Below are 15,986 nucleotides of genomic sequence, written 5' to 3' on the forward strand. Positions count from 1 at the left end.
TCCCATCCGAGATATGCGACTTAGCCTAGCCTTACCAAGGCTTACCTAACTACCTTCTCGCCAGGCCCGCCACAGTCGTGCATACCGGCCCCCCAGAGCCACCAGCTCCTCGTGCGTCCCCTGCTCCACGACCCGCCCCGCGTCCAGCACGGCGATTCGGTCCGCGGCCATCGCCTGGGTCAGCCGGTGCGCCACGAAAAGCGTGGTCCGGCCCGCACACGCGGCGAGCACGCCCCGCTCCAGCTCGGCGGCCCCCTCACTGCCGGCCTCCGCCGTCGACTCGTCCAGGACCACCACCGGCGACCGGGCCAACACCAGCCGGGCCAGGGCGATCTGCGCGACCTTGGTGACGTCCAGGCGCTCACCGCCCTCCCCGACCATGGTCCGCAGCCCGTCCGGCAGCGCGTCGGCCCACGCTCCCGCTCCGACCGTCCGCAGCGCGTCCATCAGCTGATCGTCGGTCGCCTCCGGCGCGGCCAGCCGCAGGTCGTCGGCGAGCGGCCCGGAGAACACGTGCGTCTCCTGCGTCAGAATGCTCACCAGAGCCCGCGCCCCGGCCTCGTCCAGGCCGGCGAGGTCGTTCGGCCCGATGCGCACCGATCCGCTCTGCGGTGTCCCGATGCCCGCGATCAGCGCGGCGAGAGTCGACTTGCCCGCGCCCGTCGCCCCCACCAGGGCGAGTGACCCACCAGCCGAAATCGTCAGGCTGACGTCCCTCAGGACCGGGTCCTCGGCGTCGGGATAACTGAACGTCAGCCCCTCCACGGTCACCTGGTACGGCACGGACTCCGCCCGCGCCACGGCGACATCACCCACCAGGCGGTCCTCCGCGTCCTCCCCCAGCACCCCGACGAGGCGGGTCAGGCTCGCGCCCGACTTCTGCGCCTCGTCGAACGTGAACATGATGGCGCCGAGCGGGGTGAACAGCCGGTGGAACATCAGCGGGGCGGCCGACACCTCGCCGAGGGTGGCCGCGTCGCCTTCCAGCAGGGCATATCCGACCAGGAGGATCAGGACCAGCCCGATGAACTCGGCGCGGTTCTCCCTGCCGACGAAGCGGCCGAAGAACCGGAACACCTCGATGCCGAGCTCACGCACCCGCCACGACTCGCTCGTGACCTTTTCACGGAACGCGCCCTCCAGGCGGTAGGCCCGGACCGTGTCGATCCCGTTCAGACCACTGATCAGCGCCTGCGCCCGGTCCGCCTGAGCCGCCCGTTGCTTCCGGTAGAGCGGCGCGGACCGGGGAAGGTACCAGCGCAGGGCCAGCGCGTACGCGGGCAGCGCACCGGCGCCGGCCAGGCCGAGCCGCCAGTCCAGCCCGAACATCCCTGCGGTGGCGATGGCGACCAGCACCCCCGCCGTGAACACGGTGGGGATGGCCGACCGGATGCCCCGGGACAGCACGGCCACGTCGTCGCCCACCCGGGACAGCACGTCCCCCCGGCCGACCTGCTCGATCCGCGCACTCGGCATCCCCAGCACCGCACGGACGGCACTCTCCCGCAGCCGGGCGAGCAGATCCGCGCCCAGCCGCCCGATCAGGTACGTCGATGCCGCGGTGGCTGCCGCGCCGAGCAGCGCGGCAGCCACCATCAGCACCCCGATCCTGACCAGGAGCGAACGTGATTCGCCCTCGACCACCCCGTCGACCACCTGGCCGAGCAGGAGCACCGGAAGGACCTGGAGCGCCGCCCCGGCCACCGTGCTGAGCACGGTGGCGGCCGTCAGCCAGGGCACCTCACGGCAGTGCGCCGTGATCCACCGGGTGGCCTCACGGCCGGTCGCCGTGCGCAGGGCAGCCGGGGCGGCGCGGGTGCCGGTCGTGCTCACACGCGCGCCGGTGCGGGCCGGCCGACAGCGTCGGACGACGTCACTGGTCGACCGACTTGACGAGCTCGTCGATGGCGTACGGCATCGACAGCAGGGTGCCCTGGGAGATGGCCGCTCCAACTGCCGGTCCCTCGCTGTCGAGCAGGTACGACACCCGGCCGTCCTTGAAGGCCTTCAGGTTGCTGAACAGCTCGGACTTCTTCAGGGCTTCCTGGTCGACCTTGTCGTTGATGACGAAGATGCGGTCGACGTCGACGAGGTCCATGCGCTCCGGGGAGAGCGTGGTGTAGAACTTGCCGCCCGCGATCTTGTCGATCTCCGTGGCGCCCTTGAAGCCGATGCCCGTCACCAGCCGTCCGCGTACGTCGGTGGTGGTGAACGGGGCCACGGACTTCTCGTACCAGGACAGCGCGACACCGGTCTGCTTGGCGAACTCCGGGTGGGCCTTCGCGGCCGCGTCGAGCTTGGCCTGGATGCCCTTCACCATCGTGGCGCCCTCGTCCTCCTTGCCGAGCGCCTTGGCGATGTGGAGCGCGTTGTCCTGCCACGGCGCGCTGAAGGGCTCCTTCTCCGCCTTGGTGCGGCCCACCGTCGGAGCGATCTTCGAGAGCTTGTCGTACGCGGCCTGGTCGACCTCGGAGTAGACCGCGATGATCAGGTCGGGCCGAAGGGCGGCGATCTTCTCGTAGTTGGGGCCCGCGTCACCGTTCTTCATGATGACCTCGGGGCGGGTGTCGCCCCACTTGTCCTTCACCCAGGGCCACTGGGTGTTGATGTCGGGGGCCTTGCCCGCGGGGTTCGGGTACTGGTCGACCATGCCGACCGGCTTGATGCCGAACGCCAGGATGGTCTGGTCGTCCGTGTAGCCGACGGAGACGACCCGCTCGGGAGCCTTGGTGATCTTCGTGGATCCGAACGCGTGCTCCACGGTGACCGGGAACGCACCGGAGGCGGCGGGAGCCTTGCCGCTCGCCTTGTCCGCGTCGTCCGCCGAGTCGGAACCGCAGCCCACCAGGAGGCCGATGCCGAGGGTCGCGGCAGACACCGTCGCCGCCAGCCGCCGCCAGGGCTTCGTGAGCATCGTTCTATGGGTGAGCATCCGGAATCCCTTGCTTTCGCACTATCCACTGAGCCCCTTGATAAGGGCAGCCAAACCTTACCCCGGTCTAATGAGGGCAGCCTAGCCTAACCAGCGTATTTCCTTTGTTCGAAACCTAGTTGAGATGGACGTGGGTGCGGCCGATCGGCACGATGAGAGGCCGGTCTCCGACCGGGTCGTCGATCACCATGGCGCGCAGCCCGAACGCCTCGCGCAGCAGCTCGGCGGTGATCACCTCGCGCGGGTGCCCCTGCGCCAGGATCGCCCCCTCCCGCATCACGATGAGATTGTCGCTGTACCGCGTGGCCAGGTTGAGGTCGTGCAGCACCATGACCACGGTGCATCCCGACTCGTGCAGGTCGTCCACCAGATCGAGCACATCGATCGCGTGCGCCAGGTCCAGATAGGTGGTCGGTTCGTCCAGCAGCAAGAGGTCGGTGCCCTGAGCCAGGGTCATCGATATCCAGACGCGCTGGCGCTGTCCGCCGGACAGCGAGTCGACGGGACGGTCGGCCAGGTCGGACACCCCGGTCATGGCCAGCGCTCTCTCCACGACGCCGGCATCGTCCGACGACCACTGCCGCAGCCAGCCCTGGTGCGGATGTCGCCCCCTGGCGACCAGGTCGGCGACCGTCAGCCCCTCCGGGGCGACGGGGGCCTGCGGAAGCAGGCCGAGCTTCTTCGCCACGTCCCTGGTCCTGAGCGCGGCGATGTCCTCGCCGTCCAGTACCACCGCGCCCCTGGCCGGCTTGAGCAGACGCGTCAGGGTGCGCAACAGGGTGGACTTGCCGCAGCCGTTGGGGCCGATGATCGTGGTGATCACGCCTGGCGGTATCGCGACGTCCAGATCGTCGATGACCGTCCGGCCTCCGTATCCGACCGTGACACCTCTGGCCGCCAGCCGTGAAGTGTCCCTGCCCACCGACTCGGCCTCGGTGGTGGCGTGGTGAACGGCCACGGGCCCCCCTTTCTCCGGGTAGTCCAACTCGTCTGTCATCTATCTGAGGTTCGCCCGCACCAGCAGGTACACCAGGAAGGGGCCGCCGATCGCGGCGGTGACCACCCCGACCGGGAGGCCGATCGGCAACGCCGAGCGCGCGACCAGGTCGGATCCGATCAGCAGCAGGGCGCCGACCAGGCCGGAGGCCACCATCGGCGGTGTCGGGCATCTCGCCAGACGCATCGCCACCTGCGGCGCCACCAGCGCGACGAACGGGACCGGGCCCGCCGCGCTCACCGCCACCGCGGCCAGCAGCACCGCGCACAGCAGCAGGACGGCCCGGACCATCGTGTACCGGACACCGAGGCCCGCGGCGACCTCGTCACCGAGGTGCATCGGCTTGAACTGGAAGGCGACGCAGGCCACGACGGCCATCAGCACGAGCGAGCACCAGAGCGCCACCCGGACCTCGTCCCACGTCCGGTTGTCCAGCGAGCCGACCAGCCACGCCTGTGCCCGCGCCACATCCCTGATGTCCGCCGAGACCAGCAGCCAGGTCGCGATCGCCTCCGCCATGGCGCTCACCGATATGCCGATGAGGATGAGCCGGAAGCCGTCGATCCCCCGCCGCCACGCCAGGAAGTACACCAGCAGCCCTGCCCCGAGACCGCCCGCGAGTGCCGCCGCCGACACGCCCACGGAACTGACGACCGCCGCGGCGGTCCCGCCCGACACCGTCACCAGGAAGACCGCGACGACGCTCGCACCCCCGGTGATCCCGAGAATGTCCGGGCTGGCAAGGGGGTTGCGCGCGACGGACTGAGTGATCGCCCCGGAAACGCCGAGCGCGATCCCGACCACGAGGCCGGCCATGGCGCGCGGCATACGCAGATCCATGATCACGAACTCGTCGATCCGCTCGCCCCGGCCGAGGATCGTGGCGATCACGCGGGAGAGGCCGATGGGGAAGTCCCCCACCCCGATGGAAAGGCAGAACACCAGGAAGAGCGCGGCGGCCAGCACCAGCGTGACCAGCACGATCCACGGCCGCCATACGAACGACACCTGGCCGAACCGCACGCCCGGCGCCAACGAAGGCTTCGTTTCAGTCACGTTCATGCGCTCCGGAACTTTCCGCGCCACACCAGGGCCGCGAAGAACGGCGCACCGAGGACCGAGACGACGACACCCGCATCCAACTCGCCCGGTCTCACCACCAGTCGGCCCACGATGTCGCAGACCAGGAGGACGACGGCACCGAGGAGTCCCGCGTACGGAACCAGCCAGCGGTAGTCCGGTCCGGTCAGATAGCGGGCCACATGAGCGACCATGAGCCCGAGAAACGCGATGGGGCCGCACGCCGCAGTCGCCGCGCCCGCCAGCAGGGTGATGGCGAGAATGCCGACCGTCCGGCTCAGTGCGATGTTCACACCCAGCCCCCGTGCCACGTCATCACCCAGGTTCAGCAGGTTGAGCGAGGGCAGCATGGCGAGCGCCGGCACCAGCCCGACGGCGACGAACGCGGTCACCGGCCAGATGACCTCGAAGCCGACGCCCGCGACGGAGCCGGCGTTCCAGAACCGCAGCGCGTTCAGCGATTTCTGGTCCGACAGCGCGACCGCGGTCGTCATGGCGGCGAGGAACACGGTGATCCCCTGACCGGCCAGTGCGAGCGTCAGCGGGTTGCCGGCGCCCCTGCCGATGCTCGCCAGGCCGAACACGACGACACCCGCGACCGCCGCTCCCAGGAAGGCGAACCAGACGTACTGGAACGGGTCGGTGAACCCGAACACGGCGATCACGGACACCACGGCGAACGAGGCGCCCGCGTTCACCCCCAGCAGCCCCGTGTCCGCGATCGGGTTGCGTGTGTAGCCCTGGATCAGCGAGCCGCCCACTCCCAGGGCGATGCCCGCCACGACGGCGAGCACCGTCCGGGGCACCCGCACGGTCTGCACGATGAGCCGGATCTCGTTGAGCCGCTGGTCGGATTCCGGCGCCGCGAACAGCCCGTGCCAGACCTCGGCGGGACTCAACGCACGCGCGCCCACGGCCAGGGACACCGCCCCCGCGGCCAGGAGGGTCACCACAAGCAACCCGAAACCCACAACCCGCCTGCGGCGGGCCGTCGTTGTCCCCCTGGGCACGGGACGCTCAACTGCAGTCGTGCTCATGTCGACGTACGCCATCCCTTTGATCCACTCGGACGGCACGGCGGTCCGGAAGCCGTGGCCGGTCCGGGCCGTGTCGTCGCATTGCCTAGCGGGGCGTGCTGCCCGTTCCGCCGGCGACCGGCCGCGCCCCGTCGGAAGCGGGCCTGACACCCCGGTCGAGCAGCGAGTCCAGGATCTCTCCGACCCGGATCGCGGTGTTGGACAGCAGCGCCGACGTGATGCCGTGCGTGTGCTCCGTACCCCCCTGGAGGTAGATGCCGCAGCGCAGGCCGGAGTCGGTCGCGATGCGGTAGTCCCGCTCGACGCGGACGCGGCCCTGTTCGTCCCGCAGGCAACGGTCCGCGACGTCACCCAGGAGTCCGACGGGGTCGGCGGGGCTGTAGCCGGTGGCGAGCACCACGACGTCGGCGTCCAGGACCGTCTCCTCAGCCGTGACGAGGGACCTCACCGTGGCGCGGACGTGGTCCGGTGTCTCCTTGACCTCTTCGAGCCGCGACACGTTGAGGAAGCGCAGCCGCTCCGTGCCGAGCACCTTCTCCTGGTACATCTGGCGGTACAGGTCGTCGATCAGGTCGATGTCCACCACGGAGTAGTTGGTGTTGCCGTGGTAGTCCATCAGTCTGCGCTTGACGCCCTCGGGGGCGGCGAAGTACTCGTCGACCGCCCCGGGGTCGAAGATCTTGTTGGCGAAGCTGCTGTCGTCGGCGGGGCTGTAGCCGTAGCGGGAGAACACCGCGCAGATCTCGGCCCCGGGGAAGCGACGGTGCAGATAGGCGACGTTCTCGGCGGCACTCTGCCCGGCGCCCACGACCACGAACCGCGAGGGCGAGGTGCCCTCCAACGCGTCGACCTTCGCCAGCAGTTCGGAGTTGTGCCAGACCCGGTCGCCGCGCTCCACACCCTCCGGCATGAGGGGGCGCAGCCCGGTCCCGATGACGAGGTTGCGGGCGCGGTGAACCGTGAGCCCCTCCCCCGACCGGACCGTCACGTCCATGTACTCCACGGCACCGTCGTGGAGCACGGGCGTGACGCCGACGACCTCGTGATCGTAGGAGACCATGCCGGCGACCTGCGCCGCGGCCCACTCGAAGTAGTCGTGGAACTCCACCCGCAGCGGGAAGAGGTTCTTGTGGTTGATGAAGTCGATCAGCCGCCCCTTGCTCTGCAGATAGCAGAGGAAGCTGAACTCACTGGACGGGTTCCGGAGCGTCACCAGGTCCTTGAGGAAGGACACCTGCATGGTCGCGTCGTCGATGAGCATGCCGCGGTGCCAGCCGAATTGCGGCTGCTGCTCGAAGAAGTGAGCGCTGACCGCCTCCTGGGTGCCGCTGCGTGCGTTGTGCTCGCTGATCGCGATCGCCATGGCCACATTGGACGGCCCGAAGCCGATGCCAATGAGGTCGTGGACCGGTGGTGCGTCGCCAGGACGAACCTGTGACATGTCACTCCCATCGTGCGGGGAAGCCGCCTGTCAGGTGTGGGGAATCTGCGAAAGACGGGCACGCCGACGGAGTGACCCGATTGAACTTAGGTGAGCCTAAGCTAATCCGGTGAAGCTGTCGATAGACCGGAACCGGACAACCGGGCACCGCAGCCGGCCAACTGGAGCACCATGCACACCCGTTGCCAGATTAGGTAAGCCTTGCTTTACTGGCTGTCGCTTCTTTCCTACGCTGAGGAGGAACCCCCATGCGGGTCGTCATGTTCGGTTACCAGACCTGGGGCCACCGCACCCTGCAGGCCCTCCTGGACTCCGAGCACGACGTGGCGCTGGTCGTGACGCACCCCAAGAGCGACCACGCGTACGAGAAGATCTGGAGCGACTCCGTCGCCGACCTCGCCGAGAAGCACGGCGTTCCGGTGCTGATCCGCAACCGCCCCGACGACGAGGAACTGTTCGAGCGCCTCAAGGAGGCCGACCCGGACATCATCGTGGCCAACAACTGGCGGACCTGGATCCCTCCGCGCATCTTCGCCCTCCCGCGCCGCGGCACGCTGAACATCCACGACTCGCTGTTGCCGCAGTACGCCGGCTTCTCGCCGCTGATCTGGGCCCTGATCAACGGCGAGCGCGAAGTGGGCGTCACCGCACACATGATGAACGACGAGCTCGACGCCGGCGACATCGTCCGCCAGGAGGCGGTTCCGGTCGGACCGGCCGACACCGCCACCGACCTCTTCCACAAGACCGTCGACCTCATCGCCCCGGTCACCACGGGCGCACTCGACCTCATCGCCGGCGGGCAGACTGAGTTCACCAAGCAGGACCGCTCCCGGGCGAGCTTCTTCCACAAGCGCTCCGCCGAGGACATCCGCATCGACTGGACCTGGCCCGCGCAGGACCTCGAACGCCTGGTGCGCGCCCAGTCCGCGCCGTATCCCAGCGCCTTCGCCTTCCACAAGGGCAAGCGCCTGGAGGTCCTCACCGCCGTGGTGTCCCAGGGCCGCTACGGCGGAACGCCCGGCCGGATCTTCTACCGTGAGGGAGAGGGCGTGGTGATCGTCGCCGGCGCGGACGCCCGCACCGGTCGCAACCACGGTCTGGCCCTGACGCGGGTACGCACCGAGGACGGCCGGGAGATGCCGGCGACGGAGTACTTCACCTCCATGGGCGGCTATCTGACCAGCCGCCCCTGACACACGGGGCCCCCGGGCGGGCGACCGGTCGAGCACGGCCCCACGGCCGCGCCATCGGCGAGTCCGCCCTCATCCCCGTCGGCGGTTGGGCGCGGCAACCCCCTCGGTCACTCAGCGGGCCGTAGCGACGAGGCGTCGCAGTGCGGACCGGGCGGGTGGGCCCCAGGTCGCCTTGCCACCAGGGCGGCCGTGGACGCCGGCGTCTCCGATGAGGATGCCGCCGAGGGCTTGCCGCACGGCCCAGCCGCGGGCGCGCCGCAGGGTCGCGGCGTCAACGGCCGGCTGATAGGTGTCATGGAAACGGTCGACCCCGCCATCCGGCAGAAGAACCCAGGGAGCGGCAAGGTCGCAGGCCGGATCCCCTGAGCAGAGGTCACCGAAGTCGATCACGCCGGAGATGGTGCCGCCCGCCGTGAGGACGTTGGCCGGATGCAGGTCGCCGTGGAGCCACACCGCCGGGCCCGCCCACTCGGGCGCGGCGACAGCGTCCTCCCAGACCGTGCGGACGGCATCCGGGTCGGGGATCAGCCCCTGCTCGGCGGCCGAGGCGAGCGTCTTGAGGAGGTCCGCGGAGAGACCGGACAGCGACCCGCCGCGGCCGAAACGGCCGACGGGCGCCGTGTCCGGGGCCGGGCTGTGAAGAGCCGTCAGAAAGCCGGCCAGGGCATCCGCCGCGTCCGTGGCCTCGGTGGCGGGAGCCCGGTCGGCGGGCTCACCCGGCACCCAGGTGGTGACGATCCAGGGCCGCGGAAACCGCTCGGAGGGCTCGCCGAGGCGTTGCGGGACGGGGATCTGCAGGGGAAGGCCCGGGGCAAGGACCGGCAGCCAGGTGTGCTCCTCCAGCAGCAGCGCGTCCGCCGACTGCGTCGCCCAGGGCAGCCGGACAGCGAGGTCGTCGCCGAGTCGCCACAGCTGGTTGTCCCAGCCACGCGCGCCGAGCCGCACCGGCCGATCGGCCAGGTCGGGGTGCTGGTCGCGCAGCAGTTCCCGTACCAGCTCCGCAGTCATCTCGATCTCGGTGTGAGTCATGCGGACCAACCCTAGACGGGTCCCTCGCCCGCCTTCCCCCGGCACCGGGTCCCGTTCAAACAGCACATCGGCCAACGGACTTACGGGGCTGCGCTCGGGTTCCGGGCCTACCGCCGGCGAGGACGCGGGCAGCCATCGGGTCGGAGGTGAGAACCCGGTAATCGAGTTCGTGGTTCTCGGCGGCCAGCCGGCTCGGCGGGCCGGAGAAGACGACGCGTCCGGTGGCGGATGGTGACCTCGGAGCACAGTGCCTCCAGATCATCCATGCGGTGACTCGAGAGGATGACCATCGAGGTCCGCAGGTGCTGTGGGGAATCGCCCGGCCGCACCGTGGAATCCACAGCTCTGTGTGATGGCATGCCAAATCCATTGGCGCGAGGCGGAGCCGGGGGCAAGAATCGCCGGATGCGTGAAGTGCGACTGTCCGACGGAATCGTCACTCTGTCCCCATTACGCCTGGACGACGTGGATGCCCACCTCGCAGGCGAGGACGAGCTGCTCGTTCGCTGGCTCAACGGCGGTCCAGGGACGCGCGAAGGCGTCGAAGCCTACTTCCGGCACTGCCGGGATCAGTGGGACACCGCAGGTCCACTCCGCGCCTTCGGCATCCGGGCGGACACCGGCCGGACACTCGCGGGAACCATCGACTTGCGGTTCGCGGGAGAGCAATTGGCTCCCGGCCAGGTGAATGTCGCGTACGGCCTCTATCCGTCCTGGAGGGGACGCGGCCTGGCCACCCGCGCGGTCCTCCTGGTGTCCCAGTACGCGGCGAGCGAGGGCGGCGAGGAAGCGGTGATCCAGGTGGATCCGGAGAATCCCGGGTCCGGCGCAGTCGCGCGGCGGGCAGGGTTCACCCACACCGGGAGGACACAGACGACGGACGGCACGCGGTTCCACCGGTACATCCGGGACCTGCGCACCGATGCTCCTGCCACCTGACGGCCTCGATCCGATCCGTACGCAGCAGGCCGCCCGGGTGCACGGTCCGCGCTAGGCCTGGGTGGTGAGGTGCTGTTCCGCCGCCAGCACCGCGTCGTGCACGCTGGTTCTGCCCAGAAGCACGCACAGGGTGTACGCAGCGTCGTCCAGTGCCTGCCGCGCCCGCATGTCGGACGGAGCGGCGGTCAGCCGGGACTGGCAGCCACGGAACTCCGCCAGTACCTCCGCGGTCCGGGCACGGCTCGGCATCAGCCCGACGCACGCCTCCCGGGGCGACACGGAACGGGCCGTCGCCACGGCCCGGAACAGTGCCCGCTCCACACGCGCCGGCATCGCGACGCCGCGTGAGTGGGCGGCCATGGCGGCAGCCACCTCGGCCGACGTGATGCCCGCCGCTTTCGCCGCCGCGCCCAGAACCCGCCTCGCGTCCCGCGCCGAACACGGAGTTACCGCCATGACCGTGCCGACCGCCCACGCGGCCCGGGGCTCGTCGATGGGGGGCTGTGCCACGGACGCCGCCTTTTCGAGTGAGGGGCGCCTGCCGCCGGACTCGGGGTTGCGGGTATCGCGAGCAGACATCATCAGGGCCATTTCTCGACGGGGCTACGGAGGAGTTCCGCGACGACCGACGGGGAACGCGCCGGTTGTCGTGCGCCCCCGTGTGCTCACACATCCGAAACATGGCATCCGGAACGGAAGTGCGCCCCTGGGCCGAGCTGCTCGGGTGACCGGCCCCGCCCGGCAGCGTGCGGCGCCGGACCCGCCCGTGCCCGGCATGAGGAATGTGCGGTGTACGGGGCGTGGTCCGGGTGCGGCGGAGTTCCGGCCGTGGACACAGTTGAGGTGGAGAGTCGGCGGTCAGGTCGCTGCGGCAACGGCAGCGAGGACGGTCTGCGGTGCGAAGTGCGCGCTTCCCGCTCATTGGACCGGGAAGGTGAGAACCGGGTCCGATACCGCGCACGGCGGCCGCTCGGACAGGCCTGAGGCTGGTTGGCTCGGTCCGCACGCTCCTGCGGTGCGTCGTGCCGAGGAAGGTCCCCATCCGAGTTCCGACGACCCCGCTGAGCGGACGACGGGCCGCGTTCGGTGCCCGTATGCCAGCTTCCCTCACCCCAAGGAGTCCTCGATGCCGGCCCTCGGAACGACGATGCCGGTGACCGGCGCGCCCTGCTGGGTGAGCCTGGTGACGCCCGATCCTCATGCGGCCCGGTCGTTCTACGCGCAGGTGATGGGATGGGAATTCCGCGACAGCACCCTGGGACGCGACTTCTCGGTCGCCGTCACGGACGGCGAACCTGTCGCAGGGATGGGGTACTGCCACGGTCGCGGCCTCGCAGCCCGCTGGACGCCGTACTTTGCCGTGACCGACGCCGATGAGACCGCGGACCGTGTCAGGGAGCGGGGAGCCACGCTCGCCGTCGGGCCCGCGCGGCTGGGGGGAGGACGTGCCGCCCTCGCGGCGGACCGCGACGGAGCCGCTTTCGGTTTCTGGGAGGGACCCGCGCTGGCCTGGACGGTGGGCCGGGGCAGCGCGCCCGCACGTCTGGACCTCATGACGCGTCACGCCTTCGAGGCGGCGATCTTCTACGCCGGGATCTTCGACTGGGCGAAGCCGGGCGGCAGCTGCACGGTGGATTACGCGCAGGACCACGTCGTGGTTCAGGTGGCCGGACACACCGTCGCCACCGTGCGGGGCGGGGGCGTCGAATCCGCCCCGGACCCGAGGATGCGGCCGAGGTGGGTGGTGGACTTCCGCGTGGCGGACAGCCGGGCAACTGCGGCGGCAGCCGATGCGGCGGGCGGCGAAGCCTTGCCGGCCCCTCCCCCGCTCGGCTGCTCGAAGGACGCCTACATCATCCGTGATCCCGGCGGCGCCCTGTTCACCGTCTCGGGCCCGAACAGCGCCTGACGCAGGAGACCCGCTGAGCCGGCGTGCCCGCAGCCGGCCTCAGGTGCGGGGCGCGCGAAGCCCCGGCCGCCGGCCGATGTCCGTCCGGTGGCCGCTGGGATCAGTGACTGGTGAGCTCCCCGGTGAGCTTCCCGTGGAGATCGGCGCTCTGATCGTTGAGGCCGATGATCTCGACGGTCTTGCCGCGCTGGGCGTATTTGGTCTCGATGGCGTCGAGGGCGGCCACGGAGGAGGCGTCCCAGATGTGGGCGGCGGACAGATCGATGACGACCCTCTGGGGGTCGCCCGCGTAGTCGAACCGGCCGACAAGATCATTGGAGGAGGCGAAGAACAGCTCTCCGTTCACGGAGTACACCACGCTGGTGCCGTCGGGGTCCGTGACGGCGGTGACGTCGGCGAGGCGGGCGACGCGCTTGGCGAAGATGACCATCGCGGTGACGGAGCCGACGACGACACCGATGGCGAGGTTGTGGGTGGCGACCACCACGGCCACGGTGATGACCATGACGGCGATCTCGCCCGCGGGCATCCGCCTGAGGGTCTTCGGGGCGATGGAGTGCCAGTCGAAGGTCGCGAACGACACCATGACCATGACGGCGACCAGGGCGGCCATGGGAATGTCGGAGACCACCGGGCCGAAGACGATGCACAGGAGCATCAGGAAGGAACCGGCGAGGAAGGTGGACAGCCGGGTGCGGGCGCCGGAGACCTTCACGTTGATCATCGTCTGGCCGATCATCGCGCAGCCGCCCATGCCGCCGAAGAACCCGGTCACGATGTTGGCGATCCCCTGGCCGATGGACTCGCGAGTCTTGGAGGAATGGGTGTCGGTGATCTCGTCGACCAGCTTCGCGGTCATCAGTGACTCCATCAGCCCGACCAGCGCCATCGCGAGCGCGTAGGGAGCGATCGTCGTCAGGGTGTCCATGGTGAACGGGACGTCCGGCAGGCCCGGCACCGGCAGCGAGGACGGCAGGGCACCCTTGTCCCCCACGGTCGGCACGGCGATCCCCGCTGCGATCGTGATGACGGTGAGGATGACGATGGAGACCAGCGGCGCCGGGATCACCCTGGTGACCTTCGGGAAGAACACCATCAGCGCAAGACCGCCGATGATCAGCGGGTACACGGCCCAGGGCACGTCATGCATCTCGGGTACCTGCGCCATGAAGATCAGGATCGCCAGAGCGTTGACGAAGCCGACCATCACCGAGCGGGGTACGAACCGCATGAGCTTCGCCACCCCCAGCGCGCCGAGCGCGACCTGAAAGATCCCGGCCAGGATGACGGCGGCGATCAGGTAGCCCAGGCCGTGTTCCCGGTTCAGCGGTGCGATCACGAGTGCGACGGCGCCCGTGGCGGCGGAGATCATGGCTCGGCGTCCGCCGACGACCGAGATGACCACAGCCATGGTGAACGAGGCGAACAGGCCGATCGCCGGGTCGACTCCCGCGATGATCGAGAACGAGATCGCCTCGGGAATCAGCGCGAGCCCGACGACAAGACCGGCCAGAATCTCGGTACGCCAGACCTTCGGGTCGGACAGCCAGTCGGGCTTCAGGCCGCGCAGAACAGCGGCGGGTGTCATGACGGAAGAAGACAAGGAGGTGAGTACCTGTCGTGCTCGGGCAGTCCCCCGTCGGCAGGCCGGGGGCATGCGGGAAAGGCGCGAAGGGGCCGGGCCGGCACTCCGCGGGCGGCCCCGAAGGGCCGGAAGTCGACGGGAAGGGACGAAGCGCGGGCGCGTGGCCAGGCACTCACATCCGGGGGCGAGGAGTCACGGCGGGCAGGCGGTGGCCGTCAGCACCATCTGCTCACGCACGCTCACTCCTGCAAGAATCGGGACTTCGCCGGGGGCGCCATCGGCCCCGGAACCGTAGGAGCGAGGCGGCCGGGCCGCCCTCACCGCCAGCAACTCTACCCTAACGTTAGAGTAGAGGTCGGTCGGAGTCGCGCAGGATGCGGACCGTCACGAGGAGAAGGGCCAGGATCACGGGCGTGGACGACAAGCACATGCAGATCGGCGAGGTCGCCGCGCGGACCGAACTGTCCCTGCGCACCATCCGCCATTACGAGGAGACGGGGCTCGTCGTTCCTTCCGCCCGTTCGCAGGGTGGCTTCCGGCTCTATACCGAGAGCGACGTTCAGCGGCTGATGGTCATCCGCCGGATGAAGCCGCTCGGCTTCACCCTCGACCAGATGCGCGACCTGCTCGATGCCACGGACCGCCTCGACGCCGGCGACGACCTGGACGCCGGCGAGCGCGATGGTCTGCTGGAGCGCGTGCGCGAGTACGAGCGGGCCGCCGCGGAACAGGTCGCCAGGCTCCGGATCCAGCTCGCCCGGGCCGAGGACTTCGCCGACGCCCTGCGCACGCGATTGCCCCAGGAGAGCCCGCCCCCTTCTGCCGTACGGTCCTAGTACCGGGCAGCAACCAGGGGAAGAAGACCCTGTTGTCTCCGCGACAAGCAGTCCGAACGGCTGGGACACGGAGCAGATCGCGAAGCCGCGTTCACAGGCCGCGCCCCCTCCCGCGGCGTCCCCACGGCTCAGGTGGCGGACCGGCTCGCCAGGTACTCGGTCATGCCCGCGCCGGTCAGCGGGTAGTAGTCGGACAGACGCCCGCCCTCGTCGAGGCGGCGGCGGGCGAACGCCTCGCGGTCCTGGTGGAGCAGGGAGTCCTCGGCGAGCGGGATCGCGTTCTGCTGCGGCACAACGACCGCGCCGTCCTCGTCGGCGACGATCAGGTCGCCGGGCGTCACCAGGGAGCCGCCGACACCGACGGGCACGTTGAAGGCGGACGGGAACAGCTCGGTCTGCGAGGCATAGTGCGGGGTGACGCCGGTGCACCAGATGGGCACGCCGAGCGCGCGCACCCGGGCAGCGTCCCGCACCCGTCCGTCCACCACGATCCCGGCGCCACCGCGCAGTTTGAAGTAGCGCACAAGCATGTCGCCGAGGCAGCCGGTGAAGTGACTGCCATGGGCCGAGATGACCAGCACGTCCCCGGGCCGGATGGACTCGAGGACGCCCCACAGCGGAGTCGTGCGCTCGATGTCCTCCTGCTCCGCGCCGTTGAAGACGTCTTCCCGCTGCGGAAGGAACTGCAGCGTCACCGCGCCGCCGGCGACCTTGACGTCCGGTTCGCGGTGCAGCGGCACGGGGCCGTCGATGAACGTCCGGGTGATGCCCATCTGGTGCAGCTTCGCGCATGCCGTCGCCGCGCTCACATCCTTGAGAGCGTCCACCATCTGCGAGGTGGGCCGTACGTAGGCGGAGGTGTGGACCGACGCCCGCATCGATTCATAGGCCCGGCTCACCTCCGACCCGCTGATGCGGAGCTCCCCCGTCGACTTGATGCGGGGCTCCCCCGCCGACGCCGCTTCCTGGTCCCCGATCGAGTGCATGCACGTGCCTCTCCGCGCG

At 69.9% G+C, this 15,986-nt stretch carries 14 protein-coding genes and 1 pseudogene; 4 read left to right on the plus strand and 11 right to left on the minus strand.

Annotated features, from left to right (window positions below; all coding sequences use genetic code 11):
• Window positions 1-45: 45 nt before the first annotated feature.
• The 6 genes from SH922_RS02920 to SH922_RS02945 all read right to left on the minus strand — a co-directional run bounded on the left by SH922_RS02920 (window position 46) and on the right by SH922_RS02945 (window position 7,487).
• Window positions 46-1,833, minus strand: a complete 1,788-nt coding sequence (locus SH922_RS02920) for an ABC transporter ATP-binding protein (RefSeq protein WP_393054340.1) — start codon at window positions 1,831-1,833, stop codon at window positions 46-48.
• A 40-nt stretch (window positions 1,834-1,873) separates the two neighbouring features.
• Window positions 1,874-2,932, minus strand: coding sequence for an iron-siderophore ABC transporter substrate-binding protein (locus tag SH922_RS02925; protein ID WP_393054342.1), 1,059 nt, complete (start codon window positions 2,930-2,932; stop codon window positions 1,874-1,876).
• 115 nt (window positions 2,933-3,047) lie between these two features.
• Complete coding sequence (locus SH922_RS02930) at window positions 3,048-3,929, minus strand: ABC transporter ATP-binding protein (RefSeq protein WP_393054344.1); 882 nt, start codon at window positions 3,927-3,929, stop codon at window positions 3,048-3,050.
• Window positions 3,930-4,991, minus strand: a complete 1,062-nt coding sequence (locus SH922_RS02935; RefSeq protein ID WP_393054346.1) for a FecCD family ABC transporter permease — start codon at window positions 4,989-4,991, stop codon at window positions 3,930-3,932.
• Window positions 4,988-6,046 (minus strand): FecCD family ABC transporter permease, encoded by a 1,059-nt coding sequence (locus SH922_RS02940; RefSeq protein WP_393054348.1) that lies wholly within the window; start codon window positions 6,044-6,046, stop codon window positions 4,988-4,990. The genes SH922_RS02935 and SH922_RS02940 overlap by 4 nt, the downstream gene beginning before the upstream one ends.
• A gap of 85 nt (window positions 6,047-6,131) precedes the next feature.
• Window positions 6,132-7,487, minus strand: a complete 1,356-nt coding sequence (locus tag SH922_RS02945) for a lysine N(6)-hydroxylase/L-ornithine N(5)-oxygenase family protein (RefSeq protein ID WP_393054350.1) — start codon at window positions 7,485-7,487, stop codon at window positions 6,132-6,134.
• 248 nt (window positions 7,488-7,735) lie between these two features.
• Here SH922_RS02945 and SH922_RS02950 point away from each other — a divergent pair, with 248 nt between their 5' ends.
• On the plus strand, window positions 7,736-8,683 hold the full coding sequence (locus tag SH922_RS02950) for a methionyl-tRNA formyltransferase (RefSeq protein WP_393054352.1): 948 nt from the start codon (window positions 7,736-7,738) through the stop codon (window positions 8,681-8,683).
• A gap of 111 nt (window positions 8,684-8,794) precedes the next feature.
• Here SH922_RS02950 and SH922_RS02955 read toward each other — a convergent pair whose 3' ends face one another.
• Window positions 8,795-9,712, minus strand: a complete 918-nt coding sequence (locus SH922_RS02955) for an aminoglycoside phosphotransferase family protein (protein ID WP_393054354.1) — start codon at window positions 9,710-9,712, stop codon at window positions 8,795-8,797.
• Window positions 9,713-9,806: 94 nt separating this feature from the next.
• Window positions 9,807-9,999 (minus strand): annotated as a pseudogene (locus SH922_RS02960) (ABC transporter ATP-binding protein); the annotation flags it as partial.
• A gap of 118 nt (window positions 10,000-10,117) precedes the next feature.
• On the opposite strand from SH922_RS02960, the gene SH922_RS02965 reads away from it, so the two are divergent.
• On the plus strand, window positions 10,118-10,651 hold the full coding sequence (locus SH922_RS02965) for a GNAT family N-acetyltransferase (RefSeq protein WP_393054356.1): 534 nt from the start codon (window positions 10,118-10,120) through the stop codon (window positions 10,649-10,651).
• Between the two features lie 51 nt (window positions 10,652-10,702).
• Here SH922_RS02965 and SH922_RS02970 read toward each other — a convergent pair whose 3' ends face one another.
• Window positions 10,703-11,161, minus strand: coding sequence for a DUF5133 domain-containing protein (locus tag SH922_RS02970; RefSeq protein ID WP_393054358.1), 459 nt, complete (start codon window positions 11,159-11,161; stop codon window positions 10,703-10,705).
• A 616-nt stretch (window positions 11,162-11,777) separates the two neighbouring features.
• Between SH922_RS02970 and SH922_RS02975 the strand changes: the two genes are divergently transcribed.
• Complete coding sequence (locus tag SH922_RS02975; protein WP_393054360.1) at window positions 11,778-12,560, plus strand: VOC family protein; 783 nt, start codon at window positions 11,778-11,780, stop codon at window positions 12,558-12,560.
• A gap of 100 nt (window positions 12,561-12,660) precedes the next feature.
• On the opposite strand, the gene SH922_RS02980 is transcribed toward SH922_RS02975, so the two are convergent.
• Window positions 12,661-14,148 carry a SulP family inorganic anion transporter gene (locus SH922_RS02980; protein ID WP_393054362.1) on the minus strand — a complete coding sequence of 496 codons (1,488 nt, stop codon included), beginning with the start codon at window positions 14,146-14,148 and terminating at the stop codon, window positions 12,661-12,663.
• Window positions 14,149-14,558: 410 nt separating this feature from the next.
• Here SH922_RS02980 and SH922_RS02985 point away from each other — a divergent pair, with 410 nt between their 5' ends.
• Complete coding sequence (locus SH922_RS02985; protein ID WP_393054364.1) at window positions 14,559-14,981, plus strand: MerR family transcriptional regulator; 423 nt, start codon at window positions 14,559-14,561, stop codon at window positions 14,979-14,981.
• A 128-nt stretch (window positions 14,982-15,109) separates the two neighbouring features.
• On the opposite strand, the gene SH922_RS02990 is transcribed toward SH922_RS02985, so the two are convergent.
• Window positions 15,110-15,967 carry a ribonuclease activity regulator RraA gene (locus tag SH922_RS02990; protein ID WP_393054366.1) on the minus strand — a complete coding sequence of 286 codons (858 nt, stop codon included), beginning with the start codon at window positions 15,965-15,967 and terminating at the stop codon, window positions 15,110-15,112.
• Window positions 15,968-15,986 lie beyond the last annotated feature (19 nt).

Origin of the sequence: Streptomyces sp. LN549, from assembly GCF_043203805.1 — a bacterium.
Taxonomy (GTDB): domain Bacteria; phylum Actinomycetota; class Actinomycetes; order Streptomycetales; family Streptomycetaceae; genus Streptomyces.